The sequence below is a fragment of the Mesorhizobium sp. WSM2561 genome (assembly GCF_000513915.1).
Taxonomy (GTDB): Bacteria; Pseudomonadota; Alphaproteobacteria; order Rhizobiales; family Rhizobiaceae; genus Mesorhizobium; species Mesorhizobium muleiense.
In genome coordinates, this window is the sequence record NZ_AZUX01000033.1 from 22,465 (window position 1) to 43,153 (window position 20,689).

Below are 20,689 nucleotides of genomic sequence, written 5' to 3' on the forward strand. Positions count from 1 at the left end.
GTTCTTGCCGAATGCGCCAGCAGGTAAGATTCGCAATTGCGATTACAAAAGAATGTAAATAAAAGTCGCATAGCCAGCAAACTATGGTAGTGTTACTGTAAGTTTTTCTTCGGCTGGGGGGCAGCAATGAAAATCCTTCACACCGCTGACCGGTGTCGCGTAGGCGTGGGCCTTTGCATGAACGTTGTCGGCGCTGCTGTTCTTTCGCTAGCCGCCAGCGCCGTCTTGCCTGCCAGCGCCCAGAGCCTCGAAGACAAGATCGAAGCCGTCATGGCTGGCTCGCCAATCTTGGCCGGCATTTGCACAACGCCGAGCGCAGACAAGTTCGGCTGGCCGGCTGCCCAAATCCGCGAATGCACCTACGCCATGACCGACAAGGTCAAAGGCAAGGGCGGCAATCTCGTCGACAAGAAGCGCAAGGCGATCGTGCAACTGCTGCTAGTCGAGCCGGCTGTGATTGCGCGCTGGATCGAAAGCGCTTGCACGAAGGTGAAAAATCCGGCCGGGTGCGTCGATCACGTGCACAAACGAGCGGTCGGTCAAACGCATTACCAGTTCGCCATTTCGGGCAATGTGCTGGAAGACCTCTCACCGCAGGACGGCGTCCACGAGAACTATGGGTTCCGGCATGGCATCACGGTGCGCATCTCCACCGGCTTTAACGGCTCGACCAAGGACAATTCCATCTCCGATCAAACCCAGATCATGCACGCCGTCGACGACAAGATCACCGGCATGAAATCAGGCAGGGCGCGGTTCTGGTCGACTTTGCCATCGGAGTTCAAGGCGCGCTTTACGTCCGCCCCTGTTCCGCCGGCGGTCGGCACCGCCGCCGGCGCTCAGGCCTGGGCAAAGCTGGTCCAAACGGAATTCGTCGCGGCGCTCAAATCGCCGGACAACCGCCTGCTCGAAGCTTGGCTGTGCCAGAGCAATCAGTCGACCTTCAAGGGCAAATGCAAGTGACCGGACCGCACCTCGCGGCGGAAGTCCAGCCCATCCTTCGCAAGATGCTGCCGATTTTTTTCTGTCCGTTTTACGGTCGGCCGCAGCCGCCGACACCCTGCTTTTTAACCACAACGGAAGGCAACCATGGCGCGCGCACCGAGATCCAGGAAGAAAGACGAAATCCCCGGCCGAACGGCTGGAAATGCCAAAACGGCCCGAACGAACTGGCCCGGCGCCGGCCGGCCTGTCGCCGCGACCGACTTGGAGATGGCGCGGTCTGCAGCGGCCGCCTTAACCGTTGCACCACTCGGCATCATTGTCGACCTTCTGCCGCCGCGCTTCCACACTCGTCCGGGCACTCGTCTGGTACCAACGTCTCTGACCATCCACAACACCGACAATCCCAATCGTGGAGCCGGTGCAGAAGCGCACAATCGCTATATCCGCAGCCCCCACGCGGTGGCCCGTGAGGTCTCGTGGCATTTCACCGTCGACGATCGAAGCATCTACCAGCACCTGCCGCTGAACGAGGTCGGGTGGCATGCAGGCCGAGGCAACGCGACCAGCCTCGGCATCGAGATCTGCATGAATTCGGACATGAACGTGCCGGCGGCATACGACCGCGCCGCTGAACTTTGCGCCTATCTGATTGTGCACCTGCGGCTGGCTTATCCGGGAGGTCTGGTTCAGCATTACAACTGGACGGGCAAGAACTGTCCGAGCGTGCTGCGCGCCGACCGCAATCGGTGGCCCGGGTTCGTCAATCTCGTCGGCCAGTATCTTCACCGAGGACCACGTCCCGCGCCTGGGCCGGCAGCGGCTGTCGCCGCCATGGCAGTAGCTGCAGACGACGGCGAGGAGGTCCTGCGATCCATCGATGCGCATTTCGCCGAGCACGCGGATGCCCAGGCAGCGGCGGTTCAGGCGCTTCCCATTCCGCAGAACAATCCGGTTCCGTTCGCCGCTTCCGCCGCCGCCGTCCGCTACTGGCCGGTCGTTACCCGCCATCCGCGCGCGCTCGAAGTCAATACGCTGATCGTCGGCGGCGGCGCGGTGGGCAACAATTCATCCCGCCAGTTCATGGCCGATCGGCAGGGGAGCGCCGGACCCCGCTATCACGCCGCCATCGACCTCTATTGCTCGCAAGGCGACGCGGTGGTGGCGGTGGAAGACGGCAAGATTGTAAACTTCTACGCATTTTATAAGGGCACGAACGCTCTGCTGGTCAAACATGACGGCTACGTCGTGAATTATGGCGAGGTGTTGCCCAATTCGCTTGGCGCGTTGGGCCTGTCGATAGGTTCAAGCGTGAAGGCGGGACAGCAGATCGGCAGGGTCGGCAAACTGAACATGCTGCATTTCGAGACCTATGTGCCGGGCACCACGAAGAACTATTCTTGGCTGCAGAAAAATCCCCCGCCCGCCAAGCTGCGCAACCCATCGCAGCTTTTGCTCGGCCTGGCCGAAACGGGCATCCGCCTCGATCCGGACGGCGCGGCGACAGCGAACGTGGCCGCGCTCACGGCGGTTTCCGAGGCATATACCGTCTCGACACCGCCGGCGGCATTCGCCGTGCCGGCCATCCCGCCGATGGACAAGGCCGATTGGCATACGTTCGGCGACGGAACACGCGAATGGAGCTACGACGAACGCGGCGTCTGGACGCGCGAAAATGGGGTGGTGACGGAGCAGCGGTGGGACGACGACCTCGACACCATGCGCCAGATGATGACGCTGATGGGCAAGGAACTCCTTGCGGCGAGCGAGAAGCACAAGATACCACCGGCCTTGCTGATGATGACAGTAGCGACCGAAACGCACGCCTACAAAAAGCACAAGTTCACAGGACCCAAGACTTTTCGCTGGGAGGCGGGCGTGGAAAACACGGACTTGAATCCGCCGACGAAGGGGGACTGTTCGGCAGGCCCGATGCAGCCGCTCGGCACCACCACGCGATGGATCATCACATCCAAAGGCAACGCATTCGGGCTCGACTACAAGCCGTTCGATGTCGCGCCGGTATTAAAGGCAAAACCATCGTCGCCACCGGCGAAGCACCCACTTTACGACTACGCGTTGAATACCGATATCGGTTCGGCCGTCATCCGCGTGCGAATGGGCGGAGCGGGGGGAACCGGACTCGACCCGATCTTCGTCGCAGCGGCGCACAATACGGGAGGCGTATATCCTTCGTCACACAGCCCGTGGGGCATTAAGGCCTATGGCGACCATCTCGACAGGGCCGCCAAATGGTATGGCGATGCATGCGCCTATCTCATCGAAGCCGGGGTGATCTGATGCGATCGAGGCGGTTCGCCCTATATCGGGCACCAGCGCTGAAAAGGAAAGGCGCGCGATCCTCGCGCGCCTTTCACCCCAGGGATCCATGTATGGTTGCCATGGGGCGATGCGATGCGCCACGAAGGCCGACGGTTGACGTTGTACAGCGGGTGGCGCTTCCGCAGTCCGAGGCCAAACAGACTTCCGACGCGGATGATACTTCACAGGAAAGCGAGAGCGGTGAAGGAGATGCGACATCACGCATTATGGGGAGCAGCGGTGTGCGGCCGCGTTCTAGTTTATCGGCAACTGTCTAGGGGCTGGTTGCCGAGGCCTGCGTTTCTGCAACGCCTGTTCGCCGTCTCGGCAGTACTCATGCTTTGCCTTGGTTCTGGAAACGCACAAGACCCGTCCTTTCCCGAGCCTCTTCCTGCCGTCGTCGAGCCCGCAAACATAACCGGAAACTGGCAGTTCATCCCCATTCCGCTGCCGGAGAGGAATGTTACGCACATACTGGTCTCCGACAAAAAGGACCGGCTGTGGATCGGAACACCTGGTGGAGTCGCTTTATATGATGGGGTCGAAGCAACTGCGCCCAACTTCCTGTCCTCCGAGCTGGAGCAACCCATCTATGTGAACTCGCTGGTCGAGCTCGCAGATGAAACGGTTCTCGTTGGCACCATCAACGACAGCCTCTGGCTTTGGAAGAATGGTGTCATCGAAGCGGTCTTTGGCGCGTGCCCGCGCTCGGTCGGAACCTGCTCGCGAGCGGAATGGGCGTTCGCGAAATCGGACGACAATCGCCTTTTCGTTGCTTCCAGTTCATTTGCTCCGCGACGCACCGAAGAACTCAACGCCTTAGCTGCTCGTATCAGCGAAAAGATCACTCCTGTCGAAGTGTCGGCCTCATATCTTGGCTTTGCAGGTGGCAAACTCGTAAGCGTCAGCAATAGCGGAACAGTGTCGCTAATAGACACGGCGACGGGCAAACCCGAGCGCGAACTCGACCTGGACTTAGAACCGCGGTCCTTTGCCCACGCTGTGTCGTTCGCTCCTGGTCAAGTGGTCATCGCAACGACCTCAGCCTGTTTGGGCCTTGATCTGGAGCGAGGCCTTGCGCCAATCGTGCTGGCCACGGGCTATTGCTCGTCGGGGATGATGCAGCGCGACGGAACATCGTGGCTCTCCACAAGCCGCCTCTTTCGCCATGATATTCAGGGTTGGCGCAAATGGGAGCCCGAGCAAAGGGTGCCACGAGAGCCAGTGTCATTGTCGAGGATGGCAATTCCAATGTTTGGGTCGGCGCCTCAACGGGACTTTGGCGTTATGTCGATATTGCGAAGGACCTTGAGTTCTCCGGGGAGCGATCGAGTATCTCGTCGGTTGTGGCTACGGATAGTGGAGATGCCGTTGTCGGCCTTCAGAGCGGCGAAGTTTGGCTCGTTCGACGCAATCTGACGCGCTCGAGCTTGCTGCCCCGGGACATCACAGTCCCAGTTTCACCGTATTACCGCGGCGCACTTCTCGCCCGAGATGTTTCTGGACAACTTTGGGTTCTAAACGCGAACGGTCTTTTCAAGATCGAAGCCAGCGGCCGGTCGCTTAAGGTCGCGCCGTTCCCAATCCCCCTTGACGTCACTCCGCGCACTCCGGCCGCGCTGGCTGTTTCTGCAACGGGCAAGGCCTGCGTTGGCCTGGTCTGGTCGAACGAGGTTGTCTGCCTCGTCGATGGAGGATGGCAGACATCGGCAACGCTCTTGGAGGACATCGGAGGCAGTGCAGTCGGCGCGATCGCCTTCACCAAGGACGACACGCTCATCGCCGCCGGCGTCTTGAGCGTCAAAGTGATTGGGGCGAATACGGAAGAATTCGGACCGTTTCCTCCAGTCCCGTTCGGCAGCAAACATAACTTCAGCGCGGTCACGGAAACACCGCTCATACCCGGTGCCGACATCGCGGCATCCGGTGGGTGGGGCGGCACTGTGTTTTTGAAACGCACTGGCACCGCCTATGCTGACACGGGTTATCGTCCACGCTCTCGGGGCGATCAGCCATACCTCATCCGCCAACTGGTTTCACATCCACAGCTGGGCCTACTTGCTGGCGCCGACGAGGGGCTCTTCATTTGGCGAGGAGCAACCGTCGAAGGACAATGGGCGAGCCTCCGAGATATGGACCCGAGACTTGCCGGCAGCATCGAAGCCGTGGCTCCATCGTCCGGACGAAGCTTTTGGGTGGCATCAGGAAGCAGGCTGAGCCTTCTCGAACTTCCGACAGCCGCGCCCCAAATACGTTTTGCGCGGTTTCCGGAAGGCGAAACGATTGCGCAAAACACTGTGACTTATCACCTTTCCGTCCCAGGTCTCGTCGGTATTCCCAGCTTGAAGACCACAGCGATCATATACGATCCGGTCATACCCAATGCAGAACGCGTCGTGCGCGGCCCGAAGAATCGGGTTGACCTAACCGGGCTGGCCGATTGGACCGACTATCGCATCAGCGGTGTTGTTACCGACGGCTTTCTCAATGCCGGGTCGCCGTCTACGTCGACCTTTGCGGTTCAATTGCCGTTCTACCAGAACCCCTACTCTCTCTTGGCCGTATTCGCGGCGACAGTTGCTATCGTCGGCCTTCTCGTCACCCGTCGCGGGCCGACGGGCTTCTTGCTGCGATCGCTCGGGGGGCTCAAGTGGTCAACCTTGCGGACTGATAACGGTTTTGTCCTGGAGGTACAGCAGGTCAGTGCAACCGTTGTGCGCTATGAGCTGACGAGCCCATCGGCTCAAAACACCATCACGCTCGCGATCGAAGTGCCCGCCTTGCGCCTGGAAGCCGCGCCACAAATGGTGTTGCCAGAACTGACCGCGTTGGCGGAAGAGGAGCTAGCTGCGGAGTCTGAGGAGTTTGAGCTGCTAATGAAGGAAGCGTCGCATATGCTCGGCAGCGAAGCGCTTCCTGACGGCATCAGGTTTATCACCAACGAAACCAGCGGCGGCTCCATCAGTCTCGTATTGTCCAAGTCTCTCCTCTGGTTGCCGGTCGAACTGACCGACGATGGTCGCGGTGAACAGCTCCTGTTGCGCTACGCGATCGGTCGCCAGGTATCCGGCGATTCATTTGCCGCGGCGCCACCGCTTCAGTCGTCGCGGTTGAAGGTGGTTCTGTTCGCTCCGTCCGGCGATGGTCACCCATCCGCTCTCGATCAGGCAGCAATTGAAATCTCATCAATCGCTTCAGCGGCACGCAGCTGGGGCGCTGAAGTGACCATTGTGAGACCGGACGCGGCCAAGACGGAAGTGCTCGATGCTCTGTGTTCGGCGCATATTTTCCACTACGCCGGGCATGCCCAGTTTCTTCCCGGAGCAGCCGGGCAAAGCTATCTTCCGATCCTGGGAGATCGCATACTCGCCGAGGATATCGCTACAGCGCTTCGCTCGACAGAAAACCCGAAACTCCTCTTCGCTTTCATCAACGGCTGCGGAACGTCGCGTGAAGCCCGTTGGGAGCGAGGCGCAGAGGTCTACGGATTCGCCTCGGCATTTCTCAATAATGCTTCCTATTTCATAGGGGCACAGTGGCCGATCCACGACACCTATGCGGCCTCAATCGCGAAGGACTTCTACGCCCAATTGTTTCCGGCTTCGTACAGTCTCTGGTGGCGACTTGTCCGCCGCACACCGTTGCAAGGTCTACCCTTCGCGGAAGCGCTCAGACTGGCACAAGCCGCCGCAAGAGAAAGTGGTCCTGCGTCCGTTCAGACATGGTCATCGTATGTATTCTACGGCGATCCAACACAGCGGCTTGTTCTGGAATAGGGAGGAGGAACCTCATGAACCGTCGGTACGCAGTCATCGAAGTTGACAAATCAAGGGGCTACCAAGAATCCGTGCCGGGCGCCAAGCGCAGCACCCTGGCCGCCGGCGATGTCAAGGTCCATGCCGCTGAACTGTCACAGGGCGAGCTCCGAGACTTGCGGCGTGATCCGAAAGTAAAAGATTTCGGGCTGATCATGCCGACCAAGCTTATCGAGCCCGTTTTCCGCGCTGCAGCTGACGCAAAGGCGTGCTGGGGAATTTCAGCGGTAGGGGCCGACCAAAGCAAAATGGACGGCTCCGGCGTTACTGTCGCTGTTCTCGACAGTGGCATCGATCGAGACCACGCTGCTTTTGCCGGGGTCGATATCGAGGAGAAAGATTTCGGCGGGTCCGGCGATGGCGACCGCGACGGACACGGCACCCATTGCGCTGGAACGATCTTCGGAAAGGACGTTGGTACCGCGAGAATTGGCATCGCCAAAAATATCAAGAAAGCCCTGATCGCGAAGGTCTTTCCAGACAAGGGGCCAGGGGAATCGGTGGCGATTTTTCAGGCTATGGAATGGGCGGTGAACAACGATGCCAACATCATCTCGATGTCGCTTGGCTTCGATTTTCCCGGCATGGTTCGCGACCTTGAAGCTGATGGTTATCCGATTGAACTCGCAACATCGATCGGACTGGAGCACTTCAAGGACAATCTGCGCATGTTCGACTCCATTATGAAGGTCCTCGAAGTTGGCCGGGCTTTCGGACGTGGCCCGCTGGTCATCGCGGCCTCGGGCAATGAGAGCCAGCGCGAACGAGACCCAAGATTTCGGATATCCGCGTCGTTACCTTCTTCGGCATCCGGCGTCATCTCGGTTGCCGCGGTAAGACAGGATGGTACGAAGCTCGAAATCTCTGATTTTTCAAACGCTCGCGCAAAGGTCTGTGGACCAGGCCAAGACATTTTGTCGGCGGCGCCGGGCGGTGGGCTTGCATCGATGAGCGGCACCAGCATGGCATGCCCCCACGTTGCCGGCGTCGCGGCGCTGTGGTGGCAACAGGTCGGCACCACATCGACGCGCGTGAGCGCTGAAGTTGTCTCAACCCGTATGCTCGCGTCTGCCGTCACGACGTCCTTGGCCCAACATGACCCGGAGGATGTTGAACTTGGCCTTGTCGTTGCGCCCTGACTCCGGCGAGTGTCCGAATTGTAGCACCCGTCTTTCGGTGAGCTTGGCTCCGGTGTTCATCGACCTCCCGGTCGAAGAGGCGTTCGTGATACGATTTAAGGAGGATGGGCGCCGGTAGGAACGGCTAAGGCAAATGCTGTGGCCCATTCCAGTCAAGACAATCTCGGTTTTAGGAAGCAGAGCACAGACTTTGTTGCACCGGGCGGCCGCATGTACGTCTTGCGACCGGGATTTATGTCGGACATCGAGCGCAGATGAAAATCCTGCCTTCCAGAGAGATAAAGGCCTTGCCGCGTCCGCATTTCTTCAAGGATCGTTGGTAGATCGTTGTGGATGTCCTTGTAATAGGAATCGTGGATTACGAACACCGCTTGCCCACCTGGTTTGAGCGCCTTCGAGACCCGGTCCAGCGATCGTGCCATCTTGTCGAAATAATCGAGATGAGTCTTATAGTAGTAGCCCGCCGACGCCTTTGACCGGTGTCGCTTGAGGGCGGCAAGAAATGAAGCACAGCTCGGCCCCCAGCTTTCGTTAATCTCTATAACGTCGTTGGGCACCTGCACCGAGCCGATCATCTGCCGACCAAGCTCCCGGGGCCTCACTTTCAGGAGCGGACCGAGCACTGCCAGTTCGACACGAGTCGCGGCCGTGTAGTCGATGCGGGTACAATAGGGCGGCGACGTCAGCACGAAGTCGATGCTGCTCTGGGCAAGGGTCATGCTTGTGGTGTCGGAGAGATTGATGGGGCGTTATCAACTTAACTCCCGTTCAGGGATTTGCGGCATAGACCCGATGGCATGAACACCGCGACCGTCAGCTACAAGCGCCATCGTTTCCCGCCGCAGATCATCGCCCATGCAGTCTGGCTCTACTACAGGTTCCCCTTGAGCCTGCGTCTGGTCGAGGAAATGCTGCTGGAGCGCGGGATCGTGGTTTCGTATGAGACCATCCGCCGTTGGGGCATCAAGTTCGGGCCGGATTACGCTCGCCGCTTGCGCCGCAAGCAGCCCAGCCGAAACGATGTCTGGCACCTGGACGAGGTCGTCATCACCATCGCCGGCAGGAAACACTGGTTGTGGCGCGCCGTCGACCAGGATGGCTATGTGCTCGACGATATCGTCCAGAACCGCCGCAACACCAATGCGGCCAAGCGCTTGCTGACGCGGCTGTTGAAGAAGCGAGGCGTCGCGCCGAAGCGCATGATCACCGACAAGCTGCGCTCCTATAGAGCAGGCGACAGGTGATGCCGGACGTCGAGCATCGGTCGCACAAGGGATTGAACAACCGGGCGGAGAATGCACATGTGCCGCTGCGAAAACGGGAGCGGACCATGCAAGGCTTCCGATCACCAGGAGCACTGCAACGCTTCGTTTCCATCTTCTCGGCTCTGCGCAATCTCTTCGTCCCGCCCTGCTCAAAACGCTCCGCTCTTGCCACACATATTCACCGCCTGCAGGCCATGGCGGAATGGAAAGCCGTGACCGTGGTCAGCTGACATCAGCGGCCGCAGGTCTCAACGCGTTTATATGCAGACAACGTGACATCGCCCTCCATCTGCCAAGCGGCACGTGCCGCTTGGCACGAATGGCGCGGCGAAAACAACGCGCCGCATTCACGCTGTGTCCCGCGAGCGGGTCCTCGGTCGATCATGTCGGCGGCGGCCACGCGATCCTCGGTGCCGCCGCCAGGCCGGCGGGCGCGACGACATCGCTGCAGGATTTCCTGCATCTGCGCGTCGTAGGCGCCAACCCGGACAGCGAGGTCGTCAGGCGCACATCCGTGCGGCACTTCCCGGCCGCGGCGCCAATCTGTGGTCTTCGTGCGCTCATCATCGGAAATAAAGATGCCGTTACGTCCGCAAAGCGACCTGCATGGCTACGCGTCGCGTCCGGCGGAGTTTCTTCTGGGCAACGTCGTCGACAAACCCAAGGTCTGCGATGTGATCGCCTGTCTTTGTGATATATTCGCATCAATTGAGCTGCTTCTCATCTCTTCAAGCGCGATTGCATGGAAGATAATTCTGGTGCATCGTGCAAATGATTAGCAACTTTAACCTGAGCGTACTTGTGCTTCATGGGAAGGTGGGGATCATCGCATGCCGACACAGAGCCCGACATCAGAAATTTCGGTCAATCTTGAAGCTCTCGTTGCTGCAACACGAGCCCTGCAGTCCACAGTAAACGAACTTGTGCGATTAGGGGGATCCGACAACGAGTTGGTTCGTGCCGAAAACTTCGCGGCTTCGGACGGCGCTCTAGGTTTGACGGCCTCTCAGCGCAGGATTTGCGAGCGCGTCATCAATGTCTTCGAGACCGGGACCGTCGGGGGTAAGTATGACGCAGTTAGTATCTTTCACGATGGGCCGAACCGTATCCGACAAATTACCTATGGCCGGTCGCAGACGACCGAATACTCCAACTTGCGAGAACTTGTTCAGATGTATGTGGACGCCGGGGGCACATTCTCTGAATCCCTCGACGCATATGTCGATCTGATCGGCCGTACGCCGCTGACAGACAACGCCGATTTCAAGCGCCTCCTGAAGCGGGCTGCCAATGAGGACGCGATGATGCGCGCTACTCAGGATCGGTTCTTCGACCGGCGCTACTTTCAACCGGCAATGAAATGGGCCAGCCAAAATGGCTTTCAGAAAGCTCTCTCGGCGCTCGTCATATACGACTCGTTTATCCACAGCGGCGGTATTCTGTCCTTTCTCCGCCAGCGGTTCGCCGAGCGCCCACCTGCGGCGGGAGGCGACGAGAAGGTATGGATTGGTGAATACATCCAAGTGCGGCATCAATGGTTGAGCAATCATAGCAATCCGGACGTTCGCCCGAGCAACTATCGGACCAAGGATCTCGCACGCGAAATCGCCCGCGGCAACTGGGACCTTGCCAGCGTCCCATTCGTGGCCAACGGCGTAGCGGTTGACGCCAGCGATCTGAGTGCCGAGAGATTGGCGATCGCAGCGGCAATTGGAGGACAAGCCGGGTTCGCGGCAAACGCGTCGGATGTTGTCCAAGAGTGGTGTGAGGCCGAGCCGCTGACTACGGCAGACGCTGTATTCCGCGAACTCAGCGCTGACGTCGAACTTGCCAGTCCTGCCGCAGCGGCCGCAGGCGCCATCCTTGCCAACCCGCGCATCAGGCTTGCGACGGTGCATGTGTCAGGCGTAGTGGATGATGCCATGGCGCGCGACAACATCATGGACACGGCGGCCGGCCGGAAAGCCAAGCGAAGCAACTACGGAAGTGCTCCGGGTGGCACGGTGCAACTCGACACAAAAATGCTTCAAGCACTGCTCACCCTGGCGGAGGAATACTCCTTCTCTGTCTCTGAAATCTGCGGTGCCAATCACAGCCCCAACTCTAAACACTACAAGGGCGTCGCGTTCGACGTAAACGTCATCAACGGACAACACGTTCGGGCGAGCCATCCCAAGCAGCAAGCATTCCGCTCTCGTTGCGCTGCACTCGGCGCTACACAGGTGCTGGGACCTGGGAACAATGGTCACGATACGCATATCCACGCTTCATGGCCTTAGGTTTGGAGGAAAGAGCAAGACCGCAGAAACGACGGTGGAGTGACGGATATGGGTAAGAAGACAGAGATGGCCGAGATCGCTTCGGCTTTGGAAGACATAACGCGGGCACTCCAACAGACGAACGAATTGCTGCAGGCCCTTGGGCAGCTTGGAACGGACTCGCCGAAGGCAAGGGAGCAACCAGACCCCGGTGACGTAACAGCAACTGTAGCGGGGCCAAACCTTGAAATCGCTGAAGAAGCGACACTTGCACCGCGCGCCACAGCAGCATCAACCGGCGATGAGGAGATCTTGCGCACCCTGGCTGAGCAGCATGGGCTCGGTGTACCAATGGAGCAACTGATAGCCTTCCGGAACACAGAAAGGCCAAACAGCCGACCTCGTTATTGGGCCATTGCCAATTTCGCGCTGCATTCTCGCAATCCCAGGCTGTTCCTGTTCGACGTAGTCGAGGACGAAATTGGCAGATACCTGTGCGCGCATGGTAGCGGCTCGGATGAGGACCACAATGGCATGCTCGACAGGTTCTCAAATGTAGACGGTTCGGGCTGCTCGTCACGTGGCATCTATGTGTGCGCGGAAACCTACATGGGCGATAATGGCTATTCGATGCGGCTCGACGGACAGGAAGACACCAACAACCGCGCACGCCACCGTGCCATCGTCGTCCACGGCGCGAATTATGTCTCGCCCGAATTTGTCGAGCAGCACGGGAAGATTGGACGTAGCCTTGGCTGTCCTGCTTTGGAACACCGCTACACCCGCGACGTAATTGACGCGCTGAAGCAGGGCTCGTTGCTGAACGTGTGGAAGGCCTAACGCCGTAAGTCGCTGCTCCTTCACAGCGTCCACGCCACTTGCGAATTGCACCGGCATGTACCTGGGGGTCAGAACAAGAGCTGCTCAAAATCGATGGGATGGAAGGCCCCCGCTCCGCCGGTGCTAGATAGAGGGCCGCGCGTTGAAAGTACGCTAAACAACGTTAAGAGGAAACGAAGCCTGGACGCCATTATGCGGCGCGTTGTTTCGTCGACAGATTGAGCGACTTTCTGCCAGTCACCTTTGCGGCTCGATCCCAAAGGAAGTCGCCGGAGAAGGCGATGTGCTCCCACCCGACGGGCGAGGTATGGGCCAGAAGATCGTCCGGAACAGCTTCGCCGGCTGATCTGAGATGCGCAACGGCATCGGCCATGTAGGTCGAATTCCAGTAGACGATCGCCGCGATGACCAGGTTCAAGCCGGAAGCCCGGTATTGCTGGGCCTCATGGCTGCGATCGATGATCCGCCCCTGGCGGAAGGTGTAGATGGCCTGCGTGAGCGCATGGCGTTGTTCGCTCTTGTTCAGCCCGGCCTGGCAGCGGCGGCGGAGCGACGGATTCTCCAGCCAATCGAGCATGAACAGCGTCCGCTCGATTTTGCCGATCTCCTGGAGGGCGATGTCCACCTGGTTCTGGCGCTCATAGGCGGCGAGCTTCCTCAGCATCACCGACGGCGCGACGTGGCCGGCTTTCAGCGACGCGACCAGGCGCATCACCTCGTCCCAATGTTGGCGGATGACGTCGGCACGAATGCGTTTGCCTAGAAGCGGCGCGATCGTTGGATAGACAGCGGGATGTTCGATTGGGATCAGCCGGCGATCGGGAAAGTCGCGCAATCTGGGGCAGAAGCGGAAGCCGAGCATGGCGCAGAGCGCGAACACATGATCGGTCGCGCCGCCGGTGTCGGAAAAATGTTCCACAATTGAGAGATTGCTGCCGTGATGGAGAAGGCCATCGAGAACATAAGGCGCCTCGTGCGTCGCTGCCGAGATGACCTTGACGTGATAGGGTCCATGCTGATCGGAGACATGGGTGTAGAAGCTGAATCTGGGGTCGACACCATAGCGGGCGTTGATGTCGCCGCCTGCGGCAACGCGTTTTCCGCCTCGGAAAAACTGCCCATCCGAGCTCGACGTCGTGCCGTCGCCCCACACTGCGGCAATCGGTAGGCGATGCTGGGCATTGATGATGGTGGCAAGCGCTGCCCTATAGGTGTCTTCGCGGATATAGGCATCCTGCGTCCAGACGAGCTGGTCGCGGCACAGCCCTGCCGCTTTCGGCGAGCTTCATTGTTCGCGTCGCGAATGGCAGCAATGCGCCATAACACGACCTTCAGGGCGCTCCTTCAAAGCTGCCCTTCGCGCATCGGCTTGAGTCGACCCACAGCCGTCATTTAGCATGGTCTAATATCTGGCGGGCTCTACTCGCTGACGTTGTGCTACATTAATCCATGTGGTCAGCGGCGTGTTGACCTCCATTGAACGGGCGAGCTTTCAGCCGGAACGACAACTCGCGACCCTTGCGGACGGCTCTCCGGTGTGAGAAAGGGCGCGTTCTCACCCAATTCAGACGTCAGGTACTCGAGGGTTTGGTACCGGAAGCCACCACCACGGGCCTTCGGATTACAACAGTACCGTCGAAGACACGCGCTTTCGCGGCACCGAGAATCGCGTCATGAATCCGGGCGCGCCGAGCTGGCTCTTGTGCTTCCAGCACCATGGCAACTCGCACAGCGCCGCCATAAATGAGATCGAGCAGCGCTTTCGGTCGCTCGCTCGTCCATGTCGTTTCGATGAGATCGTCACGCACTTCGGTAAAGCCGTTGGCTTCAAGCACCCGACGACATTCGCGCGGATCACTGAATCGTAATGGCGGAGGTGCATCCGGCAGATCTGGGCTTGGCGTTCCGTGATCGGCGATCGCCGATAGTACGATATTCAGCACCTCGTCGTCCTTGCCCCACTGCGTAAACACAAATCGGCCCTTGGGGCGGAGCACGCGAAAAGCTTCGGCAATGGCCGACTCGGGGCGGCTGAGATGCATCACCCCGAATGCGCATACGACATGATCGAATATGTCGCTCGCGTGGGGCAACGCTTCGGCGTCGCCCACCTGGAACGTGAGTCTCGGATAGTTCGCTCCCGCTTTCGCTATCATGGAGGCTGCAAAATCAACGCCCTCAACGGCAGCTCCCTCGGCTGCAAGCGATCCAGCGAGGTGGCCCGGTCCGCAACACACGTCCAACACCCTCCTTCCGTCCAGCGGTCCCAAGGCTGCAATGATGGGCGCGATGACCTGGTTGGTAATCGGAGATAGGTGCTGATCGTAGCTTGCTGAGCGGGTGGACCAGCCGGCGAGTTCTGCCTCCCGAAACGACGTTGTCATCCAGATAGCCTCCACGCTCCGGTGCCTGCTTTGAGCTTATCACGCTGCGTCGACTGTCTGCTAATGACACATTCCGGGTCGTTGGTGCCGCTATGTTCGATGACCGCTCCCCACCCCACCCAGTCCTTCGACGCTCAGTTCGACCGTTCTGCGGCTCAGGTGTCTGAACCAGCGGAACGCGCCAATTCGCGGCATTCGAGACGTTCCTCGACAGCGGACCTTCGATGTACGACTGGCGTCGACCCTTCTCGGACCTTGGTTCGAGAAAGTTCTATGGCAACTCTGGCCCAATGCGGACATCGACGGACCTCGATAAGCCGCCCCTACCAGCATTTATCTCCTGCATCCCAGCTTCGTGATGTGGAAGTGGTTCCGCGCTCGATGGGTAAAGCGCATCACGTCAGGCCTGCCTCAGGCAGTATCGACCCGAACTCGCTGATCGTCGATCGCTGCAAATGGGCTCAGGCCGAACCACGAGCCAAGCTTGGCGCGGAGTTGGCGCGATCCGTGCACTTCGAGCTGACCCGATCCGACCGCTTGCTCTAGCTTCGCATCGCCGGTCCAGACGGCGGTCATCGTGCGTAGGTCCGTCAGAATAAGGAGATCCACCTCATAGCCAGGATCGGTCATGCAAAGGTCGACCTTGTTGCCCTCGCTGATCAGCCACCAACGCCGTCTGCCCTTGACCACACCACGGAACTCGAACTCAACCACCACCCGCCGTGTTGGAAATTGGTTGGGCCTGACTCTGCGGTGCATGTCCCACATGAGGAGACCGACATCGAGTTCATCCGCCACGAGCCGGCTGCGGACCCAACGTGCGCCCCAGTTCCCCATTGTGCTGACCAGCGGCTCGAGTTCGCGTCCAGCAGCCGTCAGATGGTACTCGCAGCCATGGCCGGTTTCCGACGGGCATCGCTCGATCACGCCCTCCGTTTCGAGGCGCTTTAGGCGTTGCGACAGCAGCGACGAAGACATGAGCGGCACGCCGCGTCTCAAATCGTTGAAGTGTGTGCTGCCCGCGAGGAGCTCTCGCAGCACTAGCGGGGTCCAGCGTTCGGCGAAGATCTCCGCCGCCTTAGCGATCGGGCAGAACTGTCCATACCCCTTCATGGTCTTGAGGATATCAACCGGCTCGGCTGCACGCCAGTGCAGATATTGAACTTGAAAGAGGCATGAGAAGACCGGACACTCGCCTTCCACATTGGGACGGGAGTCCAGCCATGACCCACACTCATATAAGTCTAGCGCCGGGAGTGCTGCGGGATCGTAGCGGCGTTGCGTCCTTCGCTGCAGGGATTCGTGGTGAAGTGCTGCGGCCAGGCGATGAAGCCTATGACGAGACCCGCAGGATCTGGAACGGCATGATCGACCGCCGTCCAGCCCTCATCGCTCGCTGCACCGGAACGGCCGATGTCATCGCCTGCGTGAACTTCGCCCGCGCGGAGGGGCTGCCGCTCGCAGTTCGCGGCGGTGGGCACAATGTTGCGGGCAGTGCGGTCTGTGATGACGGGCTCGTCATAGACTTTTCCGGCATGAAGCGCATTGAAGTCGATCCCGAGCGCCGAAGCGCGCGTGCCGAGCCGGGACTACTCTGGGGCGACTTCGACAGCGCAACGCAGGCGTCCGGCCTTGCCACCACCGGCGGCATCGTCACGCATACGGGGATCGCTGGACTCACACTGGGTGGCGGCATCGGCTGGCTGATGCGCAGGCACGGACTGACCTGTGACAACCTCGCTGCAGCCGACGTTGTGACCGCCGACGGCGGATCCTGCCGCGCGAGCGAGCGCGAGAATACCGATCTTCTTTGGGGGCTGAGAGGCGGAGGCGGCAACTTCGGCATCGTCACCGGCTTCGAGTATCGTCTCCATCCGGTCGGGCCACAAGTGCTCGCAGGCGTGGTGCTGCATGCCGCTGAACGGGCGCCCGAAGTGCTCCGTATCTATCGCGACTACATCGCCACTGCGCCGGACGATTTGACGACGATCGTCAATCTCCGAAAGGCGCCGCCGGCGCCGTACCTTCCCTCGCATCTCCACGGTCGCCCTGTCGTCATCATCGCCGTCTGTTACGCGGGTTCGCTCGATGACGGAGAGCGCGTTCTCGCGCCGCTGCGGCGTTTCGGCGAGCCCCTCATCGACTTGATCAGGGCGACCCCGTACACCAGCCACCAGGGCATGTTCGATGCGAGCGTGCCCCATGGTCTGCACTACTACTGGAAAGCCGATTATCTCGGGCCGCTCGACGACGCGAAGATCGACGCGCTGATTGGGCACGCCTGGCAGGCGCCGTCGCCGATGTCCTACACCATCCTGTTCCACCTGGGTGGCGCTATCCGTCGAATTGATGGCTCAGCGACAGCTTTCGAGGATCGCAACGCCGAACACGCCTTGAATATCAATGCGGTGTGGTCCGATCCGCAAACCACCGAAGGTCATGTCGCATGGGCCCGAACCTTCTGGGAAGCAATGCATCCACTATCGACGGGTGGCGTCTACGTAAATTTCCTCGGCGCAGAGGGGCAGGAGCGGGTGCGGGCCGCCTACGGTCCCGACAAGTATCTCCGGCTCATGGCGCTGAAGAGGAAATATGACCCGACCAACCTGTTCCGTCTCAACCAAAACATTCCGCCTGTGCCCGAGCGGCCATGATCGGCCGAACTCTGGCGAATGGTTGCGCCAAATGACGGAGGCAGCGATGGGCAAGCTTTATGGACACATAACCGATCGGCTCGAGGCCTTCATCGAACGGCAGCATGTCTTTTTCGTTGCCACTGCTCCCTTGGAGGAAGGTGGCCACGTCAACGTGTCGCCCAAGGGCCAGGATACCTTCGCCATCCTTGATCCCCATACCGTCGCTTATTTGGACTTCTCGGGAAGCGGCGCCGAGACCATCGCTCACGTCAAGCAAAACCGGCGGATCACCATTATGTTCTGCGCCTTCGAAGGGCCGCCGTTCATTTTGCGCCTCTACGGCCGGGGCGAGGTGTTGGAACCCGACAATCCAGACTTCGCGGCGATCAACAAGCGCTTCGGCCGCAAGCTCGGCGTGCGCTCCATCATTCGCGTCGGTCTTACGCGCATCCAGGATTCCTGTGGCTTCGGTGTGCCCCTCTACAAATTCGTCAAACCGCGGGACACGCTTCTGAGGTGGGCCGAGAAGAAAGGCGAGCGGGAGATCGTCAAGTTCAAGCGCGAGCACAATGTGCGGAGCATCGATGGCCTGGTCGCTCTTGAGGTCTTCGACCGACCGCAGTGACTGCGAATCCTGCGGCAAGAACGAAGGGGCGCCGGAGTTGACTCGTCGCGGTCTCCCCCGATTGATGTCCGCTTCGTGGCGCGAAGCGGCCGTTCCAGCAGCCGCGCCATACGGCAAAGTTCCACCCGCATGGGATGTAGGAGGCGTCACGGCTATGGAGGCCAACCGAGTGCTCCGATCGCCTTGGTTGCGCCATTTACGGACCTGTACAGATCGCTGCGCCAACGTCGGCTTGCCGCGCCAATTCCGGACATGGGGTGCGCAGGCGCGGCTCGCCTGCCAAAAAGCGCCAAACGGGTACCGCAAAGGCGCAGGTTCGGTTTATCGAACCGTTTCCGAGCCACTCCTGATGCTCGGGGCGGCGCGCCAGCGGGATTTCGTATGGCACGCAGCGCTGAATATGATACTTTAGGCTCCTCTGAATAACCCGGATTTCCCTCATGGAGCGCCGGCTCACTGCGATCCTCGCCGCCGACGTGGTTGGCTACAGCCGCCTCATGGGGCTGGATGAGGCCGGTACGCTGTCGGCGCTAAAGACGCACCGGCGCGAGATGGCGGACGCCAAGATCGCCGAGCATCAGGGCCACATTGTCAAGGTCACCGGCGACGGTATGCTGGTCGAATTCCCGAGCGTGGTGAATGCAGTTGCCTGCGCCGCAGATATCCAGCGCAGGATGCGCCAGCGCAACGTCGACGTGCCGGAGGACCACCGCATCGAATTTCGCATCGGCATCCATCTCGGCGACATCATCTTCGAGGACAACGACATCTATGGCGATGGCGTCAACATCGCGGCGCGCATCGAGAGCATCGCCAGGCCCGGCGGCGTCGCCGTGTCCGGCTCTGTGCGAGACCATATCGGCAACCGGCTCGATCTGACCTTCGAGGACACTGGCGAGCAGACGCTGAAGAACATTGATCGACCGGTCCGCGTTTACAACGTCAACCTCTTCGCCGACGCGCCGTGGCTGCACGCCGCAGCCGGCACGGAACGAGCCAAGACAAGATTCTCGCGACGCGGCTTCATTCTTGCTGCACTCGTTCTCGTTGCGGCAGCGATCGGCGTATACTACGGCGCGGAAATATGGCGGGCCGCTCCGGTTCGTTCGAGCGACATGCCGAGGATTGCGGTCCTTCCCTTCGACGATTTCAGTACCGGCGCGGACAAGGGATATCTCAGCGATGCCGTCGCCGAGGGGATCATCACCGAGCTTGCTCGGAGCAAGACTTATGCCGTCATCGCCCGGAACTCGAGCTTCAGGTACCGCGGCCACCCGGTTGACGCTAGGCAGATCGGAGATGAACTCGGCGTCGACTACCTCCTCGAAGGCAGCCAGCAGAAGATCGGAGACCAGCTGAAAGTGACCGCCCAGTTGCTGAATGCGCATGACGGATCGCATGTCTGGGCCAACACTTACAACCGCGAAATTGCCGATCTTTTCGTCGTCCAGGAGGAGATCATCCGCACGCTTGCGGATAGGGTCGGGCGCAGGATCGAGCGACCCTTGCCAAGGAGCGACGCCGCGCAGGTCAGCGCGCTCCGCTATGTCCTGATTGGGTTTGCCGAGACCGACAAGGATTTCTCTGCCGCGGGGAACGAGCTCCTACGGCAGTTCAGCCTCAAGGCGATCGAAGCGGATCCGGACTCCCAGTTCGGCTATATCGGGCTGGCCTGGTCCTATCGCCATGACGCGGTTTTCTGGCACAAGCAGGAAAATAACCCTGACGAGGCGTTGAAGCGCGCCGCCGAATACGCCGACAAGGCCATCCTGCTCGCTCCTGATGACGCTGAAGCGCATCATGTCCGCGCCAGAATTCATGCGGAAGCCGGCGAGGTGGAGCAGGCCCTTGTCCGGTACGATCAGGCGATAGCCCTGAACCCAAGCAATTCGGATACCCTCGTCAACAGTGCGGGCGTGCTGCTGAATGTTGGCCGCACCGACGAAGCTATCGATCGGATCAAGCAGGCTATGGGCATCGATCCTTTCCACCCTGACTGGTTCCACTGGGACATGGGCTGGGCGCTCTACGAAAAGAACGATTGCCGGGCTGCGCTGACGGCGATGCGGAAAATGTCCAGAATCCCGAGCGGCGCACACCGAATGCTTGCGGGGATCCACGCTTGTCTGGGAAACAAGCGGGAGGCAAAGGAAGCGCTTGCGGTTTTCCTCAAAGACTCGCCCGGCGACTCCATCAGCAAACAACGCAAGCAGTGGGAGAAGAATTACACCGCCCCCGGAGCCCTTGAGCGCTGGGTCGGACACATGCGGTTCGCGGGCTTGCCGGAGTGAACGGCTGTCCGAGCGCGACCCCGCAGAAGACCGACTGGGTCGCTACGTTGAAGCAATTGTGTTATGAGCGCTGGTTGCCCTCAAAGGGATCATCCTTCGCAAGGAATATTGGGTGCGCAAGGTCGGCAGAGGGGCCGCCTTGCGTCATTGTGCGCTCGCACCCGAACTTCTG

14 protein-coding genes and 2 pseudogenes are annotated in these 20,689 nt (G+C 60.1%); 12 read left to right on the top strand and 4 right to left on the bottom strand.

Features of this window, described 5'->3' with window-relative positions:
* Positions 1 to 177: 177 nt before the first annotated feature.
* The 5 genes from M727_RS0124640 to M727_RS0124660 all read left to right on the top strand — a co-directional run bounded on the left by M727_RS0124640 (position 178) and on the right by M727_RS0124660 (position 8,218).
* Positions 178 to 963, top strand: coding sequence for a hypothetical protein (locus M727_RS0124640; RefSeq protein WP_027154893.1), 786 nt, complete (start codon positions 178 to 180; stop codon positions 961 to 963).
* Positions 964 to 1,212: 249 nt separating this feature from the next.
* Positions 1,213 to 3,243 carry an N-acetylmuramoyl-L-alanine amidase gene (locus M727_RS39230; protein ID WP_245268995.1) on the top strand — a complete coding sequence of 677 codons (2,031 nt, stop codon included), beginning with the start codon at positions 1,213 to 1,215 and terminating at the stop codon, positions 3,241 to 3,243.
* Positions 3,244 to 3,465: 222 nt separating this feature from the next.
* Positions 3,466 to 4,683 carry a hypothetical protein gene (locus M727_RS42485; RefSeq protein WP_198032688.1) on the top strand — a complete coding sequence of 406 codons (1,218 nt, stop codon included), beginning with the start codon at positions 3,466 to 3,468 and terminating at the stop codon, positions 4,681 to 4,683.
* 11 nt (positions 4,684 to 4,694) lie between these two features.
* Positions 4,695 to 7,040 carry a CHAT domain-containing protein gene (locus tag M727_RS0124655; protein WP_027154895.1) on the top strand — a complete coding sequence of 782 codons (2,346 nt, stop codon included), beginning with the start codon at positions 4,695 to 4,697 and terminating at the stop codon, positions 7,038 to 7,040.
* 14 nt (positions 7,041 to 7,054) lie between these two features.
* Positions 7,055 to 8,218, top strand: coding sequence for a S8 family serine peptidase (locus M727_RS0124660; protein WP_027154896.1), 1,164 nt, complete (start codon positions 7,055 to 7,057; stop codon positions 8,216 to 8,218).
* 152 nt (positions 8,219 to 8,370) lie between these two features.
* Here the strand turns inward: M727_RS0124660 and M727_RS37245 are convergent, their stop codons facing one another.
* Positions 8,371 to 8,937, bottom strand: a complete 567-nt coding sequence (locus tag M727_RS37245) for a hypothetical protein (protein ID WP_051505707.1) — start codon at positions 8,935 to 8,937, stop codon at positions 8,371 to 8,373.
* A gap of 78 nt (positions 8,938 to 9,015) precedes the next feature.
* Between M727_RS37245 and M727_RS37250 the strand changes: the two are divergent.
* The 4 genes and pseudogenes from M727_RS37250 to M727_RS39235 all read left to right on the top strand — a co-directional run bounded on the left by M727_RS37250 (position 9,016) and on the right by M727_RS39235 (position 12,581).
* Positions 9,016 to 9,713: pseudogene (locus M727_RS37250) on the top strand (IS6 family transposase).
* 348 nt (positions 9,714 to 10,061) lie between these two features.
* Complete coding sequence (locus M727_RS0124675; protein ID WP_027154897.1) at positions 10,062 to 10,262, top strand: hypothetical protein; 201 nt, start codon at positions 10,062 to 10,064, stop codon at positions 10,260 to 10,262.
* 51 nt (positions 10,263 to 10,313) lie between these two features.
* Entirely contained in the window at positions 10,314 to 11,762 is a 1,449-nt protein-coding gene (locus M727_RS42490) for a chitosanase (protein WP_198032689.1), read from the top strand.
* 48 nt (positions 11,763 to 11,810) lie between these two features.
* On the top strand, positions 11,811 to 12,581 hold the full coding sequence (locus M727_RS39235; RefSeq protein WP_156941613.1) for a murein L,D-transpeptidase catalytic domain family protein: 771 nt from the start codon (positions 11,811 to 11,813) through the stop codon (positions 12,579 to 12,581).
* Between the two features lie 190 nt (positions 12,582 to 12,771).
* On the opposite strand, the pseudogene M727_RS0124695 reads toward M727_RS39235, so the two are convergent.
* From M727_RS0124695 to M727_RS0124705, 3 genes and pseudogenes are all read right to left on the bottom strand, one after another.
* Positions 12,772 to 13,854: pseudogene (locus tag M727_RS0124695) on the bottom strand (transposase); the annotation flags it as partial.
* 298 nt (positions 13,855 to 14,152) lie between these two features.
* Positions 14,153 to 14,965 (bottom strand): class I SAM-dependent methyltransferase, encoded by an 813-nt coding sequence (locus M727_RS37275; RefSeq protein ID WP_051505709.1) that lies wholly within the window; start codon positions 14,963 to 14,965, stop codon positions 14,153 to 14,155.
* Positions 14,966 to 15,376: 411 nt separating this feature from the next.
* Positions 15,377 to 16,168, bottom strand: a complete 792-nt coding sequence (locus tag M727_RS0124705) for a helix-turn-helix domain-containing protein (protein WP_348627182.1) — start codon at positions 16,166 to 16,168, stop codon at positions 15,377 to 15,379.
* Between the two features lie 161 nt (positions 16,169 to 16,329).
* Between M727_RS0124705 and M727_RS0124710 the strand changes: the two genes are divergently transcribed.
* From M727_RS0124710 to M727_RS37280, 3 genes are all read left to right on the top strand, one after another.
* Positions 16,330 to 17,619 (top strand): FAD-binding oxidoreductase, encoded by a 1,290-nt coding sequence (locus M727_RS0124710; protein ID WP_245268993.1) that lies wholly within the window; start codon positions 16,330 to 16,332, stop codon positions 17,617 to 17,619.
* A 46-nt stretch (positions 17,620 to 17,665) separates the two neighbouring features.
* Positions 17,666 to 18,226, top strand: coding sequence for a pyridoxamine 5'-phosphate oxidase family protein (locus M727_RS0124715; protein WP_027154901.1), 561 nt, complete (start codon positions 17,666 to 17,668; stop codon positions 18,224 to 18,226).
* Between the two features lie 440 nt (positions 18,227 to 18,666).
* On the top strand, positions 18,667 to 20,517 hold the full coding sequence (locus M727_RS37280; RefSeq protein WP_051505710.1) for an adenylate/guanylate cyclase domain-containing protein: 1,851 nt from the start codon (positions 18,667 to 18,669) through the stop codon (positions 20,515 to 20,517).
* Positions 20,518 to 20,689: the final 172 nt, after the last annotated feature.